General features: G+C 66.9%; 18 protein-coding genes. 9 read left to right on the plus strand and 9 right to left on the minus strand.

Features of this window, described 5'->3' with window-relative positions; translation table 11 throughout:
• Positions 1–40: 40 nt before the first annotated feature.
• Together ACLSSQ_RS11270 and ACLSSQ_RS11275 are read right to left on the minus strand one after the other, a co-directional pair.
• Positions 41–1,648 (minus strand): methyl-accepting chemotaxis protein, encoded by a 1,608-nt coding sequence (locus tag ACLSSQ_RS11270; protein WP_205230745.1) that lies wholly within the window; start codon positions 1,646–1,648, stop codon positions 41–43.
• A 284-nt stretch (positions 1,649–1,932) separates the two neighbouring features.
• Positions 1,933–2,619: a class I SAM-dependent methyltransferase gene (locus ACLSSQ_RS11275; RefSeq protein WP_416242705.1), complete on the minus strand. Its 687-nt coding sequence runs from the start codon at positions 2,617–2,619 to the stop codon at positions 1,933–1,935.
• A 262-nt stretch (positions 2,620–2,881) separates the two neighbouring features.
• On the opposite strand from ACLSSQ_RS11275, the gene ACLSSQ_RS11280 reads away from it, so the two are divergent.
• From ACLSSQ_RS11280 to ACLSSQ_RS11290, 3 genes are all read left to right on the plus strand, one after another.
• On the plus strand, positions 2,882–3,736 hold the full coding sequence (locus ACLSSQ_RS11280) for an alpha/beta hydrolase family protein (RefSeq protein ID WP_416242706.1): 855 nt from the start codon (positions 2,882–2,884) through the stop codon (positions 3,734–3,736).
• Between the two features lie 119 nt (positions 3,737–3,855).
• Entirely contained in the window at positions 3,856–4,851 is a 996-nt protein-coding gene (locus ACLSSQ_RS11285) for a TraB/GumN family protein (RefSeq protein WP_416242707.1), read from the plus strand.
• A 563-nt stretch (positions 4,852–5,414) separates the two neighbouring features.
• Entirely contained in the window at positions 5,415–6,137 is a 723-nt protein-coding gene (locus ACLSSQ_RS11290) for an MgtC/SapB family protein (RefSeq protein ID WP_287874123.1), read from the plus strand.
• 12 nt (positions 6,138–6,149) lie between these two features.
• Here the strand turns inward: ACLSSQ_RS11290 and ACLSSQ_RS11295 are convergent, their stop codons facing one another.
• Positions 6,150–7,067: a LysR family transcriptional regulator gene (locus ACLSSQ_RS11295; RefSeq protein WP_416242708.1), complete on the minus strand. Its 918-nt coding sequence runs from the start codon at positions 7,065–7,067 to the stop codon at positions 6,150–6,152.
• Between the two features lie 133 nt (positions 7,068–7,200).
• Between ACLSSQ_RS11295 and ACLSSQ_RS11300 the strand changes: the two genes are divergently transcribed.
• The gene (locus tag ACLSSQ_RS11300; RefSeq protein ID WP_130458246.1) at positions 7,201–7,956 is read left to right on the plus strand and encodes an SDR family NAD(P)-dependent oxidoreductase; all 756 of its coding nucleotides are present in this window, start codon (positions 7,201–7,203) and stop codon (positions 7,954–7,956) included.
• 101 nt (positions 7,957–8,057) lie between these two features.
• Here ACLSSQ_RS11300 and ACLSSQ_RS11305 read toward each other — a convergent pair whose 3' ends face one another.
• The 3 genes from ACLSSQ_RS11305 to ACLSSQ_RS11315 all read right to left on the minus strand — a co-directional run bounded on the left by ACLSSQ_RS11305 (position 8,058) and on the right by ACLSSQ_RS11315 (position 12,073).
• Complete coding sequence (locus ACLSSQ_RS11305; protein WP_287874120.1) at positions 8,058–9,011, minus strand: c-type cytochrome; 954 nt, start codon at positions 9,009–9,011, stop codon at positions 8,058–8,060.
• Positions 9,012–9,047: 36 nt separating this feature from the next.
• Complete coding sequence (locus ACLSSQ_RS11310; protein ID WP_416242709.1) at positions 9,048–9,782, minus strand: c-type cytochrome; 735 nt, start codon at positions 9,780–9,782, stop codon at positions 9,048–9,050.
• Between the two features lie 200 nt (positions 9,783–9,982).
• A complete protein-coding gene (locus ACLSSQ_RS11315; protein WP_416242710.1) occupies positions 9,983–12,073 on the minus strand; it encodes a c-type cytochrome in 2,091 nt (696 codons plus the stop codon).
• A gap of 199 nt (positions 12,074–12,272) precedes the next feature.
• Between ACLSSQ_RS11315 and ACLSSQ_RS11320 the strand changes: the two genes are divergently transcribed.
• From ACLSSQ_RS11320 to ACLSSQ_RS11335, 4 genes are all read left to right on the plus strand, one after another.
• Positions 12,273–13,676 carry an NAD(P)H-dependent oxidoreductase gene (locus ACLSSQ_RS11320; RefSeq protein ID WP_162097135.1) on the plus strand — a complete coding sequence of 468 codons (1,404 nt, stop codon included), beginning with the start codon at positions 12,273–12,275 and terminating at the stop codon, positions 13,674–13,676.
• Between the two features lie 296 nt (positions 13,677–13,972).
• Positions 13,973–14,455: a hypothetical protein gene (locus ACLSSQ_RS11325; RefSeq protein WP_130458241.1), complete on the plus strand. Its 483-nt coding sequence runs from the start codon at positions 13,973–13,975 to the stop codon at positions 14,453–14,455.
• 158 nt (positions 14,456–14,613) lie between these two features.
• On the plus strand, positions 14,614–15,255 hold the full coding sequence (locus tag ACLSSQ_RS11330; protein ID WP_130458240.1) for a hypothetical protein: 642 nt from the start codon (positions 14,614–14,616) through the stop codon (positions 15,253–15,255).
• Positions 15,256–15,351: 96 nt separating this feature from the next.
• Positions 15,352–15,642: a hypothetical protein gene (locus ACLSSQ_RS11335; protein ID WP_014237150.1), complete on the plus strand. Its 291-nt coding sequence runs from the start codon at positions 15,352–15,354 to the stop codon at positions 15,640–15,642.
• Between the two features lie 213 nt (positions 15,643–15,855).
• On the opposite strand, the gene ACLSSQ_RS11340 is transcribed toward ACLSSQ_RS11335, so the two are convergent.
• The gene (locus ACLSSQ_RS11340) at positions 15,856–16,296 is read right to left on the minus strand and encodes a carboxymuconolactone decarboxylase family protein (protein WP_014237149.1); all 441 of its coding nucleotides are present in this window, start codon (positions 16,294–16,296) and stop codon (positions 15,856–15,858) included.
• A gap of 116 nt (positions 16,297–16,412) precedes the next feature.
• Here ACLSSQ_RS11340 and ACLSSQ_RS11345 point away from each other — a divergent pair, with 116 nt between their 5' ends.
• Positions 16,413–17,981 carry a PLP-dependent aminotransferase family protein gene (locus ACLSSQ_RS11345; RefSeq protein WP_416242711.1) on the plus strand — a complete coding sequence of 523 codons (1,569 nt, stop codon included), beginning with the start codon at positions 16,413–16,415 and terminating at the stop codon, positions 17,979–17,981.
• A gap of 6 nt (positions 17,982–17,987) precedes the next feature.
• On the opposite strand, the gene ACLSSQ_RS11350 is transcribed toward ACLSSQ_RS11345, so the two are convergent.
• Entirely contained in the window at positions 17,988–18,632 is a 645-nt protein-coding gene (locus ACLSSQ_RS11350; protein WP_014237147.1) for a response regulator transcription factor, read from the minus strand.
• Positions 18,629–20,464 (minus strand): PhnD/SsuA/transferrin family substrate-binding protein, encoded by a 1,836-nt coding sequence (locus tag ACLSSQ_RS11355; protein ID WP_416242712.1) that lies wholly within the window; start codon positions 20,462–20,464, stop codon positions 18,629–18,631. The genes ACLSSQ_RS11350 and ACLSSQ_RS11355 overlap by 4 nt, the downstream gene beginning before the upstream one ends.
• Between the last annotated feature and the right edge of the window lie 100 nt (positions 20,465–20,564).

A 20,564-nucleotide genomic window follows, 5' to 3' on the forward strand; every position in this document is an offset into this window, starting at 1 on the left:
GGTTACGCCGAGGTGAGGCTCGGGCCCCACCCCTTGGCGCTCACACCCGGTACTGGGCCACCACCTGCTGCATCTCCTGGGCCAGGTGGGCCAGTTCGCCGGCGGTGTCGGAGGTGGATTGGGCGGCGGCGCTGTTCTCCTCGGACATCTGGGCGATCTTCTCCACCTGCTGGGCGATGGCGGTGCTAGCCACGCTCTGCTCCCGAATGGCGTCGGAAATGTCGCCCACCATATCCACGGTGCGGCGGGAGCCGTCGCCGATCTCCTGGATCGCCTGATTGGCCTGCTCGGCCCGGGAGACGCCGGTATCCACCCGCTCCACCACGGCATGGATGCCCTGCACCGCAGCCTGGGCACCTGCCTGCATTTCCAGGATGGTGCTGGCGATTTCCTGGGTGGACTGGGTGGTGCGCTCGGCCAGCTTGCGCACTTCGTCGGCCACCACGGCGAAGCCCCGGCCCTGTTCGCCGGCACGGGCGGCCTCGATGGCGGCGTTGAGGGCCAGCAGGTTGGTCTGGTCCGCCACTTCCTTGATCACCGAGACGACGTTGTTGATGCGCTCGCTTTGCTGCTCTAGCCGGCTGATCTGCTCGGAGGCGTGGCGCACCGTTTCGGCGATACTGTTGATGCCGGCCACGGTGTCGCCGATGATGCCCTCGCCCTTGTGGGCCAGCTCGCCGGAGGCGGTGGAAAGCTGGTTGGCCTCGCCGGCCCGGTCGGCCACGTGGTTGATGCTGACGGTCATCTCCTCCACCGTGGCGGCCATGCTGGAAGCGGCTTCGCTCTGATGGCCGGAGGCGATGGACATTTCATGGGAGGCATTGGCGACCCGGTTGGCGGCAGTATTGACGGCCTCGGTGTGGCTGCTGATTTCCCGGAAGCTGGCCTGCAGGCGGTCCAGCAGGCGGTTGAAGGCGGTGGAGGCCTGGGCCACTTCATCGCTGCCCCGCACCTCGAGGCGGCCGGTGAAATCCAGGTCGTGCTCGATGCGCTTGAACATGGTCACCATATTGCCCAGGGACTGCTCCACATGGCGGTAGACCAGAAAGCCCAGGCCGGCCACGCCCAGGGTGGCCAGCACCATGACGATCATGGAGACCACCTTGCCGCTGCTGTAGGCCTCGGCTGCCTTGCGCACTTCCTGGGTCGCCAGTTCCTCGTTGTACTTGATGTGGGCTTCCACGTTGTCGGCGATGCGGCGGCCCAGGGCCCCGGCCAGGACCGCATCCTCCTTCGCCTTGTCCACCTGGCCGGCGCGGATGGAGGCCATCTGCCTGTCGATCAGGGAAAAGTACTCGGCCAGCATGCGCTTGGAGTTTTCCAGGTACTCCTTGTCCTTGTCGTCGCTGACCAGGGGCTCATAGCCCTTGACGTAGCCCTGCAGCCGCTCCCGGTTGTTCATCACCTGCTGGGCCAGGGCCGGCCGCTCGGCGTCGGGGCTCATGATGTAGGTGAGCATGAAGGTGCGCAGGCGGAAGAAGGAAGACTCCATGTTGGCCACCATGCGGATGCTGGGGATGGAGTTTTCGTTGGCGAACTCGAGGTTGGCGTTGATGGCGCCCATCTGGCGCAGGCCGAAGGCGCCGACCACGACCAGTCCGGCCACGGCGATGAGAATAAGGATGGCGAGGCGCTTGGCGATCGTCATGACGGTTCCTTTCGGGAGAGCGGGTTGGCATTGGAGTTTGGTTTATGACCTAAGTCATAAGCCCTATGACTCGCGTGCATTATGTCCGTTCAATTCCCGACATACCTGATGCCAAGCTGACGAAGCCGCTTATTTGCACCAACCTAGTAATCACCCTGGGTCGACAAAAAAAGGCCGGCCGGCACCCTGGGGGCACCGGCCGGCCTGGTCCTGACGTTGCCTAGAAGGCCCAGCGCAGATTGAAGGCGGCGCTGCGGTTGTTGAAGCCCTGGCGGTGTTCGCCTTCAGGCATAGGCCACCCAGCCGCGGAAGGCAAAGCCGGCGTAAAACAGCTGCACATCGTGGAAACCGGCCTCGCGCAGGATGCCTTCGTCCTCCTCGGGACTGAGAATGGTCAGCTCCCGCTCCACCTTTTCCCGGGTGGCCTGCGCCTGTTCCGGGCTGCTGCCAGATGCGGTCAGAAAGGCAGCATAGCGGGACATCCAGATATCCCGCCGTTTCTGCTCGGCCTCGGCACTGAGATGGGCAACGACAAATGGGGCCCCAGGCTTCAAGCGGCAGCGAATCTCCCGCAGCATCGGCAGGCGCTGCTCTCGGGGTACGAAGTGGCAGGTCAGCAGGCAGGTGGCGGCATCGAAGGGGCCTTGCGGCGCATCCTGAACATAACCCTGGTGTAGCGCGATCCGGGAAGAAAACGGGCTGAGCCGTTGGGCCGCCAGTTCCAGCATGGGCCCACTGGGATCGACCCCGTCAAACTGCCAGCCGGGATGGGCTCGGGCATAGTCTTCCAGCTCCAGCCCGCCGCCGGCACCCACCACAAGAATCCGCCCCTGCCCGGCCACCCGCTCCTCAATGAGGAGGCGGGTCATCGGCAGCAGGCTGAGATAGCCGGGAACGTTGCGCCGGGGCCCTTCGGCGTACTTGTCTACCGCGTCGGGAGTCTGAAAGGCTGCATGGGGTGTGGGTTGCATGGGCGAATTATCCCATACCGCCCCTCAGCCTTTTGATGGTGAAAGCAAAAGCGCCAGTCCCCTGCGCCTGCCTCAGAAGGCCCAGCGCAGATTGACGGAGGCGCTGCGGTTGCTGAAGCCCTGGCGGTGTTCGCCGTCTATCCGATTTTCTATCAAAGGTACCGCCCATCTAACCGCATCCACTCTCAATGCCCTGCATTAATGACATTTTCATGCCATCATCGGGCTTTCGCCTGACCACTCCGCGCCGATACCCATGTCCGTGAAATACCGATTCGTGCTCGCCCTCCTCAGCCTGGCCCTGGGCGCCTGCACCGCCCTGCCCTCGCCCCGCGAACGGCAGGACCATGCCGACAACCTGGCGGCCGCCAGGCAATGGCAGAAAGGCACGCTCACGGCAGCGCCCTTCACCCTGCGCACCTACGAACCCGTGACGCCCCGCCAGGGGGACACCCTGGCGGTGTATATCGAGGGCGACGGCCTGGCCTGGCTCAATCCCAGCCAGCCCTCGGCCGACCCCACCCCGGTCTCGCCCCTGCTGCTGCAACTGGCCCTGGCCCAGCGGGAAGGGAAGGCGGCCTACCTGGCCCGGCCCTGCCAGTACGCCGAGCCCGGCGCGGCCCCCTGTGCGCAGCGCTACTGGACCGACGGCCGCTTCGCGCCGGAGGTGATCGACGCCATGGACCGGGCCCTGGACCAGCTGAAGGCACGCCAGGAGGCCCGCACCCTGGTGCTGGTGGGCTACTCGGGCGGCGGCTCCGTGGCCGCCCTGCTGGCGGCCCGCCGCAGCGACGTGGCCCGCCTGGTGACTATCGCCGGCAATCTGGACCACCGGGCATGGACCACTTTCCACCGGTTGACGCCCCTCGATACCTCCCTCAACCCGGCCGACCAGGCGCAGCGGCTTGCCGCCATCTCCCAGATCCACTGGATCGGCGGGCGGGACACGGTGATGCCGGCGGAACTGGCCCGCCGCTGGCCGGCGGCCCTGCTGGGGCCGCGACAGGAAAACCTGAAACTGGTGCCCGAAGCCAGCCACGGCCAGGGCTGGCCCGATCCGCGCCAGACGCCGGAATTTCCCCTCGGCCCCAGGAGCAACGGCAAGCCCCGGCCCTGAGAGCGGCGACCAGCGCCGCCCTCAGCCCCCCCTGCCGCCCCGACCGCACTTGCCAACGCCCCCGGTCGGGGGACAATGCCGATTCTCCTTTACCCCCACCGACCGCCGCCACGCCCGCCATGTTCCCCGCCACGTTCCACATCTCGCGCCTGTCTCCCCGCGCCCTCTGCCGGAGCCTGCTGTTTGCCGTCGCCCTGCTCCTCTCCTTCCAGGGCCTTGCCCAGACGCCGGACTGCCCCGCCACCCAGCACGCGCCCCCCTCGGCGGAGGAGACCCGGGAATACCTGAAGAACGCCCGGGACCACGGCTTTCTCTGGCGCATCGAGAAGGACGGGCGGGCCTCCTACCTCTACGGCACGGTCCACGTGGGCAAGCAGGAATGGCTCTACCCGGGCCCCCTGATGCGCCGGGCCATGGCGGAGACGGACACGGCGGCCCTGGAGATGGACGTGCTCGACCCGGCCATCGCCGCCCGCATCCAGCAGCTGATGCTGTTCCGCAAGGGGCCCAAGCTGCCGGCCGGACTGCAGGAGCGAATCCGTCGCCAGGCGGATGCCTCCTGCCTGCCCTACGCCGCCATCGCCGCCCTGTCGCCGGAACTGCAGGTGGTGACCCTGACGGTGATGCTGGCGAAGAAGGAAGGGCTGGACCCGGCCTACGCCCTTGACGTGATGCTGGCCGGCTTCGGCCACGGCACCAAGCGCCCGGTGGTTTCACTGGAGGAGCCGGAACTTCAGATGAAAGCCCTGCACATGAAGACGCCCCGGGAGACCCAGGCCTTCGTCGAGGCCAGCCTCAATTCCCTGGAGTCGGAGAAGGCCCTGGGCGCCCTCAAGCGTCTGGCCAAGGCCTGGGAGGAAGGGGATTACGCCACCATGGCGGACTATCCCGCCTGGTGCGAGTGCATGGAAACGCCGGTGGAACGCAAGGCCATGCAGCGCCTGCTCAACGAGCGCAACCCGGACATGGCCAAACGCATCGACCAGCTGCACCGCCAGGGCAGCCGGGTCTTCGCCGGCGTCGGCAGCCTGCACCTGTTCGGCCCCACCGGCCTGCCCGCCCTGATGCAGAAGAAGGGCTACACGGTGGAACGGATCGACTTCGCCCGGCCCTGAAGGCGGCGCAGCCAGGCCCACGACACTACCCTGGGCCGCCCATCGGGCGGCCCTTTTTCTGCCACCGGAACGCCATCACCCCGACCACGGCATGGCGGAGCCAGGCCCGATGCTGAGCCCACCAGCTTCGCTCATCCGGCAGTCCCTGATGCATGCAGGATGCCGCAGTCGGGACACATTTCTGTCACTTTACTTTCATACAGTTACGTTCCAGAATCCGCCGGTTTTCTTTTTTCGCGGAGCGCACCTGTGGGCCCATGTTCGAGTGACAGTACGGCGCCGGTCTTCGTGACCGGGGCAGCCTCGGCCGGATAACGCGCAGCCTCCCCTGCCTTTATCCCGCCCCGGCGGGATGCGGCAACCCAAGCCTGATTGAAGGTTCCCAGGCTTGCCCCCTCCCTTTTCGTACCTTATCGCCAGCCGCACCCGTGCAGACGGGTTCCGGCCCGTGCGCCCCCTTGCCCTTGCCGGCCCATGGCAGGACAAGGCTGCGGCCATGGGTGCGGCTGGCGGTCCCGTCCTCGTTCGCGGGTTGCCGTGGGGCACCATTTTTGGAGCACGCCATGACCCTGCAAGCCATCGACAACATCAACCTGGTCTCCCTAGCCGACTCGACTCTGAGCCTGACCACGGCCTTCATCCTGGGCAGCCTGATCGGCCTGGAACGGCAGTACCGGCAACGTACCGCCGGCCTGCGCACCAATGTGCTGGTGGCCGTGGGCGCGGCCATTTTCGTGGACCTAGCCAACCGCCTCAACGGCCATGCCGGCGCCATCGGCGTCATTTCCTACGTGGTGTCGGGGATCGGCTTTCTCGGTGCCGGCGTCATCATGCGGGAGGAAGGCAATGTGCGCGGACTCAACACCGCTGCCACCCTGTGGGGCTCGGCCGCCGTCGGCGCCTGCGCCGGCGCCGACATGCTGCTGGAAGCCCTGCTCGGCGCCACCTTTGTCCTGGCCTCCAACACCCTGCTGCGGCCGGTGGTGGACCGCATCAACCGTCAGCCCATGGACACCCTGGCCGTGGAAGTGACCAATACCGTCTATGTGATCGCCCGGCAAAGCCACCAGAAACAGGCCCTGCATCTGCTGGAAAACGCCCTGGAGGCTGCCGACTTGCCCACCCGGGACCTGAAGGTGCACGCCTTCGGCGAAGATGCAGTAGAAATCGAGGCGGTCCTCGCCGCCAATGCGGTGGACGGCGAGCACCTGGAACGGCTCACCCGGCAACTGGCAGAACAGCCGTTCATCTCCCAGGCCTTCTGGAGTCCCAGCACCACGGAATGAAGCCGGCGCAGCCTAGGCCGGCATTTCGGCCCGGCCGTAATCGGCCACCACCTCCACCAGCCAGTCCATGAAGACCCGTACCCGGCGCGGCAGGTGGCGGCGGTTGGCATAGAGGAGATGCACCGGCATGGGCGGGGCGTTGAACCCGGGCAGCACCGGCAGCAGCAGGCCGGCCTGCAGCAGGGCCTGCATGCCCGCCAGCGGCACCTGGATCAGGCCCAGGCCGGCCAGGCAGGCGGCGGTGTAGGCGTCCGAATTGTTCACCGTCACCGCCCCGGCCATGGGGATGCGGCGCAGCTCTCCGGCCCCGTCCACGTATTCGAAGCCGGGGGACTTGCCCCCCAGGATGGGGACGTAATGGATCAGCCGGTGGGCGGCCAGGTCTTCCAGGGAATGGGGCGTGCCGTGCCGTTCCAGGTAGGCCGGGCTGGCCAGGTTGAGCTGGCGCAGCTGGCCCAGGGGCCGGGCCACCAGGGAGGAATCCCCCAGGGCGCCGACCCGCAGCACGCAGTCGAAGCCTTCCCGCACCAGGTCCACGCGGCGGTCAGTGCTGCTCACTTCCACCTCCAGCCCCGGGTGCCGTTCGAGAAACTCCGGCAGCCGGGGCATGACCGCGTGGCGCGCCGTCCCGGCCGGCATGTCCACCCGCAGGCGGCCGCTGAGCTGGGCTTCGTCGCGGCGGAACATGGTCTGCAGTTCCTCCATGTCCGCCAGCAGGTCCCGGCTGCGCTCGTAGTAGGCCTGGCCGTCCTGGGTCAGCTGCACCCGGCGGGTGGTGCGGTGCAGGAGGCGGGCGCCGAGCTGGCTCTCCAGCCGTTGCACGGCGGCGGAAATGCTGGCCTTGGGCAGGCCCAGGCTGTCGGCGGCCTGGGTGAAGCTGGCCAGTTCAGCCACCCGCAGGAAGATTTGCATGGCGTCGAGCTGGTCCATGGCGCCCTCATTGTCTATGAATGACGAACAGTCTAAACAAATCAAGCGTATTTATCCGGAACTTTTCGATCAATAGACTGGCTTCCACGGTCGGCCCCAGGGCCGGCCCTCCCCCATCTTCAAGGAGCCAGACATGACCAAGATCGCACTCATCACCGGCGGCAGCCGGGGCCTGGGCCGCAACGCCGCCCTCAAGCTCGCCGCCCGCGGCGTGGACATCATCCTCACCTACCGCAGCCGGGCCGACGAGGCAGCTGCCGTCGTCGCCCAGATCGAGGCCCTGGGCCGCCGCGCCATGGCCCTGCCCCTGGCGGTAGATGAAGCCGCCGGCTTCCCCGCCTTCGCCGAGGCGGTGCGCCAGGCCCTGGCCGGGACCTGGCGGCGGGAGCGTTTCGACTTCCTGGTGAACAACGCCGGCATGGGCATCAACGCCGCTTTCGCCGAGACCACGGAGGCCCAGTTCGACCTGCTCATGAACACCCACCTGAAAGGGCCCTTCTTCCTCACCCAGGCCCTGCTGCCCCTGCTCAACGACGGCGGGCGCATCCTCAACGTCTCCACCGGCCTGGCCCGCTTCGCCCTGCCCGGCTACGCCGCCTACGCCAGCATGAAGGGCGGCATCGAGGTGTTGACCCGCTACCTGGCCAAGGAACTCGGGCCCCGGGGCATCGCCGTCAATGTGCTGGCCCCCGGCGCCATCGAGACCGACTTCGGCGGCGGCGCCGTGCGCGACAACGCCCAGCTCAACGCCTTCATCGCCGCCCAGACCGCCCTGGGCCGGGTCGGCCAGCCGGACGACATCGGCCATGCCGTGGCCGCCCTGCTGTCGGAAGAGACGGGCTGGATCACCGCCCAGCGCATCGAGGCTTCCGGCGGCATGTTCCTCTGAGCAAAAAAAAGCAGCCGTCCCTGGAGCGGTACGGCTGCGAAAAGGAAAGGGGGCTGTCATGGCCCCTTTCCGGGGGTTGGGGATAAGGGAAACGGCCGGGCCTACTGCACGCCCTGCCCCAGCTTCTTGCCGTTCACCACCACGCCGTAGAGATTGACGCCGTCGTCGGCGTGGTAGCGCTTGCGCGTCTCGTCGATGCTGCCGTTGATCAGGCGCGGGTCCTGGGGCCGCTCGTGGGAATTGATGTAGGCGGCCACGTCCCAGGCCTCCTGGTCCGAGAGGGTCTCGCCCCGGCCCAGGGGCATGTTGTGCTGGATGAAGCCGGCAGCGGTGTTGATGCGGTGCATGCCGGCGCCCCAGTTGTAGGAGTCCTTGCCCCACAGGGCGGGGAAGACGGAGGTGACGCCCACCTTCTTGCCCTCGCCGTTTTCGCCGTGGCACAGCTGGCACTGCTTCTCATAGACCGCCTTGCCCCGGGCGATGTCGTAGCCGCCCTTGGGCGGCGGCGGCTCGTCGAAGCCCCGTCCCGGCAGGGCCTTGCCCGTGGGAGCGCCGGTGGAGAGCCAGTAGGCGTAGGTGGTGAGGGCGGTGAGGATTTCGCTGTCGGCCGCCGGTGGCTTGCCGTTCATGCTGAACTGGAAGCAGCCCTGCATGCGCTCCACATAGGTATTCACCTTGTTGTTTTTCTTGCGGTAGGCCGGATACATGGGATAGGCCGCCCACAGGGGCGCCGAGTTGGCCTTGCGGCCCCGGTCGATGTGGCAGTTCACGCAGTTCATCTCGTTGCCCACGTATTCGGGCGCCAGGGCCTTGGTGTTCATGAACAGGTCCTGGCCCCGGCGCACCAGCTCGCCGAAGGCGTTGTTGGGAATGTCAGTGTCGGCCGGGGGCTGGAAGTACTGCTGGCTCACCGGCTTGGCCGGAGCCTTGGGCAGCTGGGTCTGGTCGTCCAGGCGGGAATTACGGGGAGTGTTGGCGGTGTCGGCTGCCTGGGCGATACCGGCGAACAGGCAGATGCTGCCCAGCAGGGCGGCAAGAATCTTGGCGTTTTTCATGGCGGGAATCCTTTCGATGTAGGGGGAACGTTCGTCTCAGCGCAGGCGATGCTGGCTTTCGTCGAAGGCTTCCTTGGATTCCCCCAGGCCGGCGAAATAGTCGGCCACGGCCTTGATCTCGGCTTCGCTCAGATCCACGGCGATGTGGGCCATGAGCCCGTTGGGGTCGTTGCGGCGGCTGGGCGGCACGGCGGCCACCGCCTTGGTTTTGCGGGTCGCGGCCACGGCCTTGGTGCCGCGCCAGGCCTTGAGCTGGTTCTCGATGTAGAGGGCGGACTGGCCCGCCAGGGGCGGGAAGGTGTCGCCCACGCCGACGCCGGCGGGGCCATGGCACAGGGTGCATTCGGGGATGTTGCGCTCCCAGGCGCCGCGCAGGGCGATCCAGGCGCCGCTGCCGGGCTGGGGCCGCTCCACCGGGCCGGGCTTGATATTGACCTTGGGCAGCTCGGCGTAGGCCTTGGCCACGGCGGCCACTTCCTCTGGCGTAAGGGACTGGGCGATGGGCTGCATCACCGCATTCTCCCGGCGGCCGGCCTTGAAGTCGGCCAGCTGCTTGGCGATGTAGGCCTCGGGCAGGCCCGCCAGGCGCGGAAAGCCGGCGGCGGCCATGCCCTTGCCATCGGTGCCATGACAGGTGATGCAGGGCATGGCCGCCGGATTGGCGCCGCCCTTCTGCATGATGTCGCTGCCGTCGACAGCCTGGGCCGACAGGGGCAGCAGCGCCGGCAGCAACAGGAGGCCGGACAGCAGCGGGGTAATCAGTTTTCTCATGGGGTATCTCCTCTCGAAGTTCGGGAATGAGTGACGGAGCGGTCGGGCGCTCTCTATTCTGAATGCATATGCAGATGGCTGGGGGTCGGATTTCTCCTCGGCTACGTCAATCTCGATCCGCCCCCCGGAAAAAAGCCGCCCCGGGAGGGGGCGGCAGCCTCAGGCTCAAGGCGGGTCGGAAAGCTGGATGAAAGGGGGCCTCAGTAGCGGGCGTCCTCCGGCTTCTTGTCCTTGGGCCAGTCCTTCACCTTTTCGGGGAAGTCCGGGCGGGGCTGGTGGCTGAAATACTCGGCCACGTCCAGGGCCTCCTGGTCGGAGAGGCCGCCCTGGCCCAGGGGGAACTTGCCGTGGAAACCGATAGGCATGTTGCGTTTGACGAAGGCGGCGGCGGTATAGGTGCGGGCCATGCCGGCGCCGATGTTGAAGGACTCGTCGCCCCACAGCGGCGGATAGACCATCTTGCCGTCGGCGGACTTGAGGCCTTCGCCGTTCTCGCCGTGGCACACGGCGCACTGCTCGGCGTAGATCTTCTTGCCGTTGTCGCTGTTGGGCTTCAGGGAACGGTCGATCTTGCCGATGCCGCGGCCCGGCACCTTGTCCTCCGGCTTGGTGGCGCCCTTCATCCAGTCGAAGTAGGCGACCATGGCCTTCATGTCCGCCGACTCCACGGGCAGGGGCTTGCCGTTCATGGAGCGCTTGAAGCAACCGTTGATGCGGTCCTCCAGGGTGATGATGCGGCCGGCCCGGGGCGCGTAGCTGGGGAAGAAGGCAGAGACGCCGACGAAGGGCGAGCCGTCGGCCACGGTGCCGGCATTGAGGTGGCAGCTGGTGCAGTTGAGCTGGTCGCCCACATGGTTGGGCAGCAGGTCCTTGGTTTCCAGGTGCAGACGCATGCCGCGCACCAGCTGTTCGGCGTTGGGCTTGGCCAGCATGTCGGCCAGGCGCGGCGTCTCGAACTTGCTGCTGTCGATGGCCTTGGGGTCCTGCTTCACCACTTCGGCCCGCATCTTCTTCACCTGGGAGGCGGTCACGGCTTCGCCGCCGTTGCCCCAGCTGCTGCGGACGAAGGTGATCAGCTCGGCCAGCTCCTGGTCGTTGAGGCGGGCAAAGCCGGGCATGGTGAATACCCGGGGATGGGCCGCCGTAGAGGCGGTCTTCCAGCCGGTGAGGGTGATGTGCAGCAGGGTGGCCGGATCCTTCGCCGTCACCGCCGGGTTGCCGGCCAGGGGCGGGAAGATCTTGCTGACGCCGTTGCCGTCCTGGCGGTGGCAGTCGCCGCAGAACTGCACATAGGCCAGGCCGCCGCGGGAGCTGAAGAGGTTGCCTGGGACCTTGCCCGCCACCTCGCTGCGGGGCACGCTGGGGGCCGGCAGCTCATGCTCGCCCGGGGGCAGGGACTTGAGATAGGTGGCGATGGCCACCAGGTCCTCGTCCTTCACGTGCTGGGTGCTGTGGTGGATGACCTCGGCCATGTTGCCGGAGGCGGTGGCGAAGCGGTTCTGCCCGGTCTTGAGGAACAGGGCGGTGTCCTCCACCGTCCACAGGCCGCGCAGGCTCAGGGCGCGCCAGGATTCCACGGTCTCCCCGGCGAGGAAGTGCTTGCCCTTGCTGCCGGCGTCACTCATGGCCTTCTCCTGGAAGGCGATGCCCCGGGGCGTGTGGCAGGCGCCGCAGTGGCCCAGGCCCTGGACCAGGTAGGCGCCCCGGTTCCAGGTGGCGTCCTTGCCGGCGTCGGGCTGGAAGGGAGTGGCGTCGAGGAAGGCCCAGTTCCACAGGGAAAGGCCCCAGCGCTGGTTGAAGGGCCAGCGCATGGCGGTGGGCTTGTTGGCCTGCTTCACCGGCGCCAGGCCCTGCATCAGGTAGGCGTAGAGGGCCTGCATGTCCTCGCCGGTCATTTTGGCGTAGGAGGGATAGGGCATGGCCGGGTAGAGGTTGTGGCCGTCCGCCGCCACGCCCTTGCGCATGGCCCGGTCGAACTGGGCGAAGGTGTAGTTGCCGATGCCCGTTTCCTTGTCCGGCGTGATGTTGGTGGAGAAGAGCACGCCGAAGGGCGTGGCCAGTTCCCGGCCGCCGGCCATGGACTTGCCGCCTTCGGCGGTGTGGCAGGCAACGCAATCGCCCAGGCGGGCCAGGTATTCGCCCCGGGCGATCTGGCCGGCATCGGCGGCTTCGGCCCGACCCAGGCCGGCGGCGGCCAGGGCGGAGAGGAGGAAGGTGGCGGCGGCGCTGCGCCACAGGCGCGTCAAGGCGCCGGCCGGCGCCCCTGCAGGCACGGATGGGACATGGGTCATGGCTGTACTCCCTGTACTTGGTTTGTTTGGGATCAAGTCTAGGGAGGGTGCCCCGCCGCGCCTATTCGGATATCCGGTTAGGGCCATAACCGAAAGTGACTATTGCCGGCGGCTGCCTAAACCGCTTGTCCTGGGCGCCCCGACCTGCCCTCCCCGCTGCACATCGCCATTTCCCCGGCCCCGGGATCATGGCAACATCATGCCAATTCCATTATTCCACTCGCCCATGCAGCCGCCCACCACACCCGCCGCCGACCGCCGCATCCTCATCCTCGACGCCACCCCCGACGACGACGGCCCCGACCGCCGGGTGGCCGACCGGCTGGCCGCCCTGGCCACCGACAGCGGCGCCCTGATCAGCCGCTTCCGCCTGGAAGAGGTGCGCCTGGCCCCCTGCCTGGGCGACTTCGAATGCTGGACCAAGACCCCCGGCCTGTGCCGCACCCAGGATGACGCCAACGCCATCGCCAAGGCCTTCCAGCAGGCCGACCTGGCGGTGATGGTGACTCCCCTCTTCCACGGCGGCTACCGGCCCTCCCTCAAGGGCGCCCTGGACCGGCTGCTGGGCGTGATCCACCCCTTCTTCCACGAATCCCTCGGCGTCACCCGCCACCAGCCCCGCTACGAGCGCTATCCGGCCATGCTCTTCGTCGGCCTGGAAGCCGCGCCCGATGCGGCGGCCCGGGAACTGTTCGCCGCCTTTGCCGGCGGCAACGCCATCAACCTCATGGCCCCCCGTTTCCACACCCTGGTGCTGGCCCCCGCCACCGCCCCCTGGGAAGAGGCCCTGGCCGCCGGCTTCGCCCAGGCCCTGGCCGGCAGCGACGGCGAACCCTTCCCCCACCACCCGCCGGCGGACGCCCTGGCCCGGGCCTGCGCGCCGGACCCGGCCCTGCCGCCGGCGCCGGTGCAGCGCGCCGCCCTGCTGGTGGGCAGTGCCCGGCCCAAGGGCGAAAGCACCTCCGAATCCCTGGCCCGCAGCCTGGCGGAAAACCTGGAACGGCAGGGCGTCGCCGTCACCCTGGTGCACGTCATCGACTTCATCAAGCCCGGCCGCCGCGCCGACGCCGCCCTGGCCGCCCTGGGCGAAGCCGAGCTGCTGGTGGTGTCCGCCCCCCTCTACGTGGACGGCCTGCCGGGCCTGGTCCTCAAGGCCATGGAACAGATCGCCACCCAGCCCGGCCGCCTGCAGCGGATCGCCGGCCTGCTCAACAGCGGCTACCCGGAAGCAGCCCACAACCGCTCCGCCATGGCCCAGCTGCGCCGCTTCGCCCACAACGCCGGACTCGGCTGGGCCGGCGGACTGGCCATGGGCGCCGGCGAAGTGCTGCACGGCAAACCCCTGGCCAGCATGGGCTTCATGTTCCGCAAGCAGATCGCCGCCCTCCGCCAAGCCGCCCCGGCCCTGGCCGCCGGCCGCGGCATCCCCTCCGAAGCCAGCGCCTCCATGGCCCGCCCCCTCCTCCCCGCCTGGCTGTTCCGCCTGGCCGCCAAACTCCGCTGGTTCACCCAGGCCCGCAGCCACGGCACCCCATGGAACGACCTGGGAGCCAGGCCCCATGAGTTGAAGCGGGAGGAGAAGCCGCTGGGGGATGGGGGCTGAGTTGGCGGGCCGCAGATGGGATTGAACGAAACCGAAGGAGACGTGGGGAAAAGCGTCCCCATGAAGTCGTTGGGAAAGCTCATAAAAATGACATTTAGCTGACCGACTGGCAAAATCATCGCGACGTTGAACAGGTGCCACTTATGGCTGCCATCTATCCTCGCGGCATTGCTGCCAATCTAACGAAATTCTGTATATGAAAGCCTCCCAGGCTGCCACTATTTTCTGCTTATACGGCATTCCGCCGGCTTATATGGCAGTTATGCCATCACTTCACGTTAGCGAATAGGATAGTCATGCGCAAAGTTTTCTTACTCACGGGTTTTCAAAACTGGGGCAAAACTTATTTGATTAAGCAGTTGTTTTCGAGAAGTCGATTCCACAAAGGCAGCACATATTCTTTTGGAGACCATGACTTTCTTGTTCTTCCACAATCAAATGATGACCTTGGAAAAGATGGCTATGAAGATGCCTATGAAAAGAGAATAGAAGAGCTGGGTAAAAATGGAATCGAGCCAAAGTATATTTTTTCTGCCTTTTGCCCCACAAAAGAACCACAGAACTTATCCGCGAAAATAATTAATAATTTGTACGCAAGAGACAATGTGATCGTGATTCCTATTGAGTACAAATGGTGTGAGCACGCTCGACTCCAGCTTCCTGAAATATCGTCTTATTTTTCACCCTTGCCAAACGTCTCTATTTCACCGTTATCAGGCAAGGATCCGTCAAAAAAACTAGCGACTCTTCAAAAAATTGTTCTTTCTAATCTACCGTGAAATTCGCTAACAATTCCGTCAAAAGGGAGGCCGCAAGCTACGCTTGTGGCCTCCCTTCCCGGCTTCGCCGATGCGGCGACCCCTCACATCAAACGTTAGCCCCAAAGCCCCTCTACGCTGTACTTACTGTCGTATTCTTGGGATCGGCTGCGGCTTATGTGTTGCTGCCACATGGGGAGCTTATCCAGCAGCTTGCCGCCGTTCCTCTCGTTGGCTCACTCGTTGCTGCATTGGTTCAGACTTTACGGGATCAAGCTGCACACGAACGTCAATTGATTCTTCAAGCTTCCGAGCATCAGTTTGCTATTGGGGCCAGCTCCCACATGGCGGATGTTGCCTTTGATAAACATGTGATCTTTTGTGAAGAGTACGTTCAAGAGGTGTTTGCTACGCTTGGCACCTTGTTTCGCGAAGGACCAACAGAAAATGTTTTGCCGCACGCCTCAACGCTATTTCAAATTCGAAATAAACACGCCGTCTGGCTAACCAATGATCTCGATTCAGACCTTCAAAAATTTGAGGGTGCTCTACGGAAGATTGGCGCAAGCGATTGGTATCTACGTAACGCTGAACGTGCCGAAGATCGGCAACAGAAAATCGAAGAAATGTACAAAACCCTTGCAGATGTTCTTGGGCAAGAAAACATGGGACCAGAATGGCAAGGACAACCATTATCAGCAGATCTCGCAATATCTACGGTCATTCGAGGTTTGCGGCAAGTTCTTGGCACTGAAGAACTAACCGAATTGCGTTCCGCCTTAGTTCAATCTGCTTTGATTAACGTTAAAGAAAATAGCTAATCCTTCGGTCAAGCGGGACTGCGGAACCGGCCTGGCTTCTCCGATCCATCGTTTTCGCGCCGCAGCCCCTTACCTCCAACGTTAAAGCGCACACCCATGCCGCCCGCCAATCGTACAGACGCTGTCCCGAAGGAGCTAGACAAACTTCAGGAGCTCGCCCGGGTTGCCTCGCACAAAGCGCTGGAGGAATACGAGTCGCCCCCCAAGGAATGGGAGGCCAATCTCACACTTGGAACGGTCTTCGATGGCGATGACAGAATCTTTGAGTTGTACGTGGCAGCGGACAATCCCAAAGATACAATCGTTATCAGTTCAGCGCGTGTAGATCGCAAGAACCATTCGGTTCAAGTGGTAATCACAAACCTAAAAAGAAAGATCGCACCTTGACTTGCGCATTCAAAGCTGGCGGCTTAATGCGCTCTAACATGACGCTCAGTCGCTCCGCGAATGGAATCGCCTTGCTCGTGGGAATACCGAGAATGCGATGCTCTCTTCTATGTTTGAGAGTAGCAGCCCTAAAACCACGCCAGTGCCTAGCGGCAATCAGCCCCAACAAAAAAGCCAACCCCAGGGTTGGCTTTTTTGTTTTCCCGCTCCGACCTACAGCAACGGCGGCGTACGCGAAGCGACCATGAGGCGGTTCCAGCCGTTGATTTCGACTACGCACAGGGTCAGGTTGGCGATTTCCACCGGGCTGAAGTGGGCTTTGACCTCCTCGTAGATGGCGTCCGGCACTTCCTGGCCGCTGAGGGCGGTGACGGCTTCGGCCCAGGCCAGGGCGGCACGCTGGCGGGGGTCGAAGACCGGGGCTTCCTTCCAGGTGGCGGTGAGGTTGATCTGGTTTTCGCTGAGGCCGTACTTGCGGGCCAGGGGCACGTGCATGGCGACGCAGAAGGCGCAGCCGTTGATCTGGGAGACGCGCAGGCGCACCAGTTCGAGCAGGCCCAGGTCCAGGCCGGCGCCCTGGACGTAGGTGTGCACGCCGAACATGGCCTTGTAGCCGTCGGGGATCAGTTTGCCGATATCGAAGCGTTGTTCCATGGTTTCCATCCTTGGGAGAGTTGGGGGAATCCCGCGCTGCAGGATGGGGCCATCCTAATGGGCCGGTGGTACGATGCATACGTCCATTTATCGACCATTTGATTGGTCCACTTGCCATGAAACGTGCCGCAGAACTGGAGCTGGCCCTGGCTCCCCGGGCCGAGGGCGTGACCCTGCAACGCTGGCTGTGCGGGGAGCTGCGGGCCGCGATCCTGGCCGGGCGCCTGGCGCCGGGGTGCCGCCTGCCTTCCACCCGGGACTTCGCCCGCCAGCAGGCCATCTCCCGGGGCACCGTGGTGGCCGTCTACGACCAGCTGATCGCCGAAGGCTATCTCAGCGGCGCCACCGGCAGCGGCACCACCGTGGCTGCGGCCCTGCCCATCGCCGCGGCCGGCACGGCGCAGCCCCGGACCAGCACCGCCCCGGGCGTTGCCCGCGCTGCCGCCGCCGACAGGGCGGAGACGGACGATGCCGCCGCCAACCGCCCCCGGCTGTCGCGCCAGGGACAACTGCTGGCGAACAGCCCTTTCCTCTCCCGGGAGGGTATGGTCCTGGGGCGGCCCTTCAGCCCCAACCAGCCGGACCTGGGGGCCTTTCCCCACGCCGTCTGGCAGCGCCTCACGCACCAGCAGGGGCGCGGCCTGCGGCCCGACGACATGGGCTACGGCGACGGGGCCGGCCATCTGCCCCTGCGCCGGGCCATCGCCGAGCACCTGCGCTATTCCCAGCGGATCGACTGCCATGCGGGCCAGGTGATGATCCTGTCCAGCGCCCAGCAGGCCCTGGACCTGTGCGCCCGCCTGCTGCTGGACCCGGGCGATACGGCCCTGGTGGAAGACCCGGGCTATCCCGGGGCGGCCCGCCTGTTCGAGTTGGGCGGCGCCCGGGTGCAGGGCGTGCCGGTGGACCGGCTGGGCCTGTGCACCGACGCCCTGCCGACGGCGGCGGATGCGCGACTGGCCTACGTCACCGCCGCCCACCAGTCGCCCCTGGGCGGCACCCTGCCCCTGGAGCGGCGCCTGGCCCTGCTGGCCTGGGCCGAAGCGGGCCGGCGGATCATCATCGAGGATGACTACGACGGCGAGTACCGCTTCGACGGGGCGCCCCTGCCGGCCCTGAAAAGCCTGGACCGCCACGACCGGGTGATCTACCTGGGCACCTTCAGCAAGCTACTCTTTCCCGCCCTGCGCCTGGCCTACGCGGTGGTGCCCGAATGGCTGGCGGAACCCTTCGCCTCGGCCATCTCCCTCACCGTGCGCCACGCCCCGATCCTGCCCCAGGCGGTGCTGGCCGCCTTCATCGGCGAAGGCCATTTCGCCCGCCACCTACGCCAGATGCGTCGCCTCTACGGCGAGCGGGCCGCCTGCTTCCAGCACGAGTGCGCCACCCAGCTCGACGGCCTGCTGACGATGCTGCCCATCACCACCGGCCTCGACGCCACCGCGCTCCTGCCCCGGGGCAGCGACGACCGGGCGGTGGCCGCGGCCCTCGGCGCCTGGGGCGTGGAAGCCCGGCCCATCTCTTTCTACGACATGGGCCAGCCGGCGCCGCCGGGGCTGGTCATGGGGTTCTCCGCCTGCAACGAGGCGGCGATCCGGCGCGGCATGGCCACCATGGCGCCGGTGCTGGAATCCTTCAACGCGGCAGCGGCCGGCAACAGGGGCCGGGCAACCGCCGGCGTCTGACGACTCTCAGTCCAGCCCGGCCGGGTCGGCCCGCAGGATCAGCCGGGCCAGTTCGGCGGCACTGCCGGTGCCGGTCTTTTCCATGACGTGCTGACGATGCACGTGCACCGTGTTTTCGCTGATGCCCAGGGCCCGCGCCACTTCCTTGTTGGCCTGGCCCAGGGCCAGCAGCCGCGCCACTTCCCGCTCCCGGGCCGAGAGGCGCTCCAGGCATTCCCGGGCCTCCTGGTGGCGGCGGCTGGCGGCGTGGCGTTCCAGGCTCAGCTGCACGGCCCGCTCCACGGTGTCGAGGAACTGCTGATCCTTGAAGGGCTTCTGCAGGAAATCCACGGCCCCCTCCTTCATGGCCTGCACCGCCAGTTCCACGTCGCCGTGGCCGGTCATGAAAATGATGGGGAAGGGATTGGCGGCCGGATCGCCGGCCTTGAGGCGCCGCTGCAGTTCCAGGCCGCTGACCCGGGGCATGCGGATGTCCAGCACCAGGCAGCCGCCGCCGGCGGAAAAGGCGGGGGCGGCGGCGAGAAAGGCTTCCGCCGATTCGTGGCCCACCGCCTGCCAGCCCACGGACTCGAGCAGGAACAGGAGGGAGCGGCGGAAGGGGGCTTCGTCATCCACCACGTGGATGACCGGGGGCGTGGCAGTGGTGTTCATAGGGGCGTGCTTTCGCCGTCAGCGGCCAGGGGCAGGGAAAAGTGCAGGACCAGGCCGGGGCCGTCGGCGGGTGCGGCGGCCGCCAGTTCGCCGCCGTGGGCCTCGATGATGGTCTTGCAGATGGAGAGCCCCAGGCCCAGGCCGTCGGGCTTGGTGGTGAAAAAGGGTTCGAACAGGCGCTGCTGCAGTTCGGGGCTGAGGCCGCCGCCGTGGTCCCGCACGGCGACGCGGCAGCGCCCTTCCCCGGCACTGAGGCTGACGGCGATGGGGGCATCGCTGCCGACGGCCTCCTGGGCGTCCCAGGCGTTCTTGAAGAGGTTGAGCAGCACCTGCTGCAGTTGCAGCGGGTCCGCCAGCACCTGGCGTCCGCCGGGCGGCAGGGCGTCTTCCAGGGCGATGGCCGGGGCATTGGCCTGGATGCCCCGCAGCAGGTCGGCGCTTTCCCGCACCAGCTGGGCCAAATCGCAAAGCTGCCGCACCCGGCTGCGCTTGCGGGCGAAGGCCCGGATGCCGCCCAGGATGCCGGCGGCCCGCTCCGATTCGCTGGCGATCTCTGCCGCCGCCTGCTGCAGGGCCTCGGGCGTCAGGTTGCCGGCCTGCTGGCGGCGCAGCAGGCTGCGGGCGTAGTTGCCGATGGCGGCCAGGGGCTGGTTCAGTTCGTGGGCCAGGGTGCCGGCCAGCTCCCCCAGGATGGAGAGGCGGGAGAGATGGTCCATCTGCTCCTGGCCGGAACGCAGGGTGGCCTCCAGCCGGTGCCGCTCGGCCAGGGCGAAGGTCAGTTCCCGGGTGCGCCGCTGCACCAGATGCTCCACCCGCAGGGTGTACAGGCCGCCGCCCAGCAGGAGCAGCGCCAGCCCCGCCGCCCAGGGCCAGTAGCGGTGCCACAGGGCATCCCAGCCGGTCTCCCGCAGGAAGGCGTAGGGGCCGATTTTCAGTTCGCGGAACAGCTCGTGCACCGGATGGTAGTCGGCGGGCACGCTCCAGGTCTGGCCGCCCTCGTCCGGCGGCAGGGAGAGCAGGGCCAGCAGCACGGCCCGGGACAGGGCCGGGTCGGTGCCCCGGGCGGCGGCGAAGGCCCAGCCCGGGTAGAGGGCGGAGGTGACGCCGCAATGGCCCACGTCGGCCCGGGGCGAGAGCACCCGCAGGCGGCCGGGCGGCACTGTCCCTTCCCGCTCCAGGCGCTCCAGCAGGCAGGCCCGCAGCACGCCGGCGTCGGCCTCGCCGCGCAGCACCGCCTCCACCACCCGGGGCATGGGGAAGCCGGTGAACAGGGGTCGGGGCTGGCCCTGCTCCGGGTCCAGACCGTGGCGGAGCAGTTCGGCCCAGATCAGCTGGTAGCCGCCGAAGGCATCCTCCGCCACCGCCGCCAGGGTGGCGCCACGCAGGTCCTCCAGGCGGCGCAGGTCGCGCCGCCGCTCCAGCACCACCACGGCGGAGCCGACCACGTGGGCCGGGTCCTGGGAAGGGGCGGAAACCTGGGTGGCGATGCGGCTGATGCCGTGCTCCGCCTCCAGGGCGACGTAGTGGCCCGGGTTGGTGACGACGAATTCCACCTCCCCGCCCTGCAGGGCTTGGGACAGTTCATCCAGGTCGTACTGGCGCAGCTGGATGCGGTGGCCCGGCAGGCGCCGCTCCAGTTCCTGCACCAGGGGCTTCCACTGCACCTCGGCCTCTTCCGAGCCGAGCCAGGCCAGCACCCCGAGGCGGATGTCCGCAGCGCCGGCGGCAGCGGCCCACAGGCCCAGCAGCAGGAGCGCGCCGCAGCGGCCCAGGGCCGGCGCGAGGGAGGCGGGAAGAAAAGCGGAGAAGGGGGTACGGCGGCAGGCAGGCATGGCCCGGATTGTAGCCGGGGCAGGCGCCGAAGGGGCGTCCAGGGCCGGGCCTGGACCAGACCTGCCGGACAGGCAGGCGGGACGGCGGACCGGGCGACGG

Source organism: Azospira sp. APE16, from assembly GCF_047901315.1.
Lineage (GTDB): Bacteria > Pseudomonadota > Gammaproteobacteria > Burkholderiales > Rhodocyclaceae > Azospira > Azospira oryzae.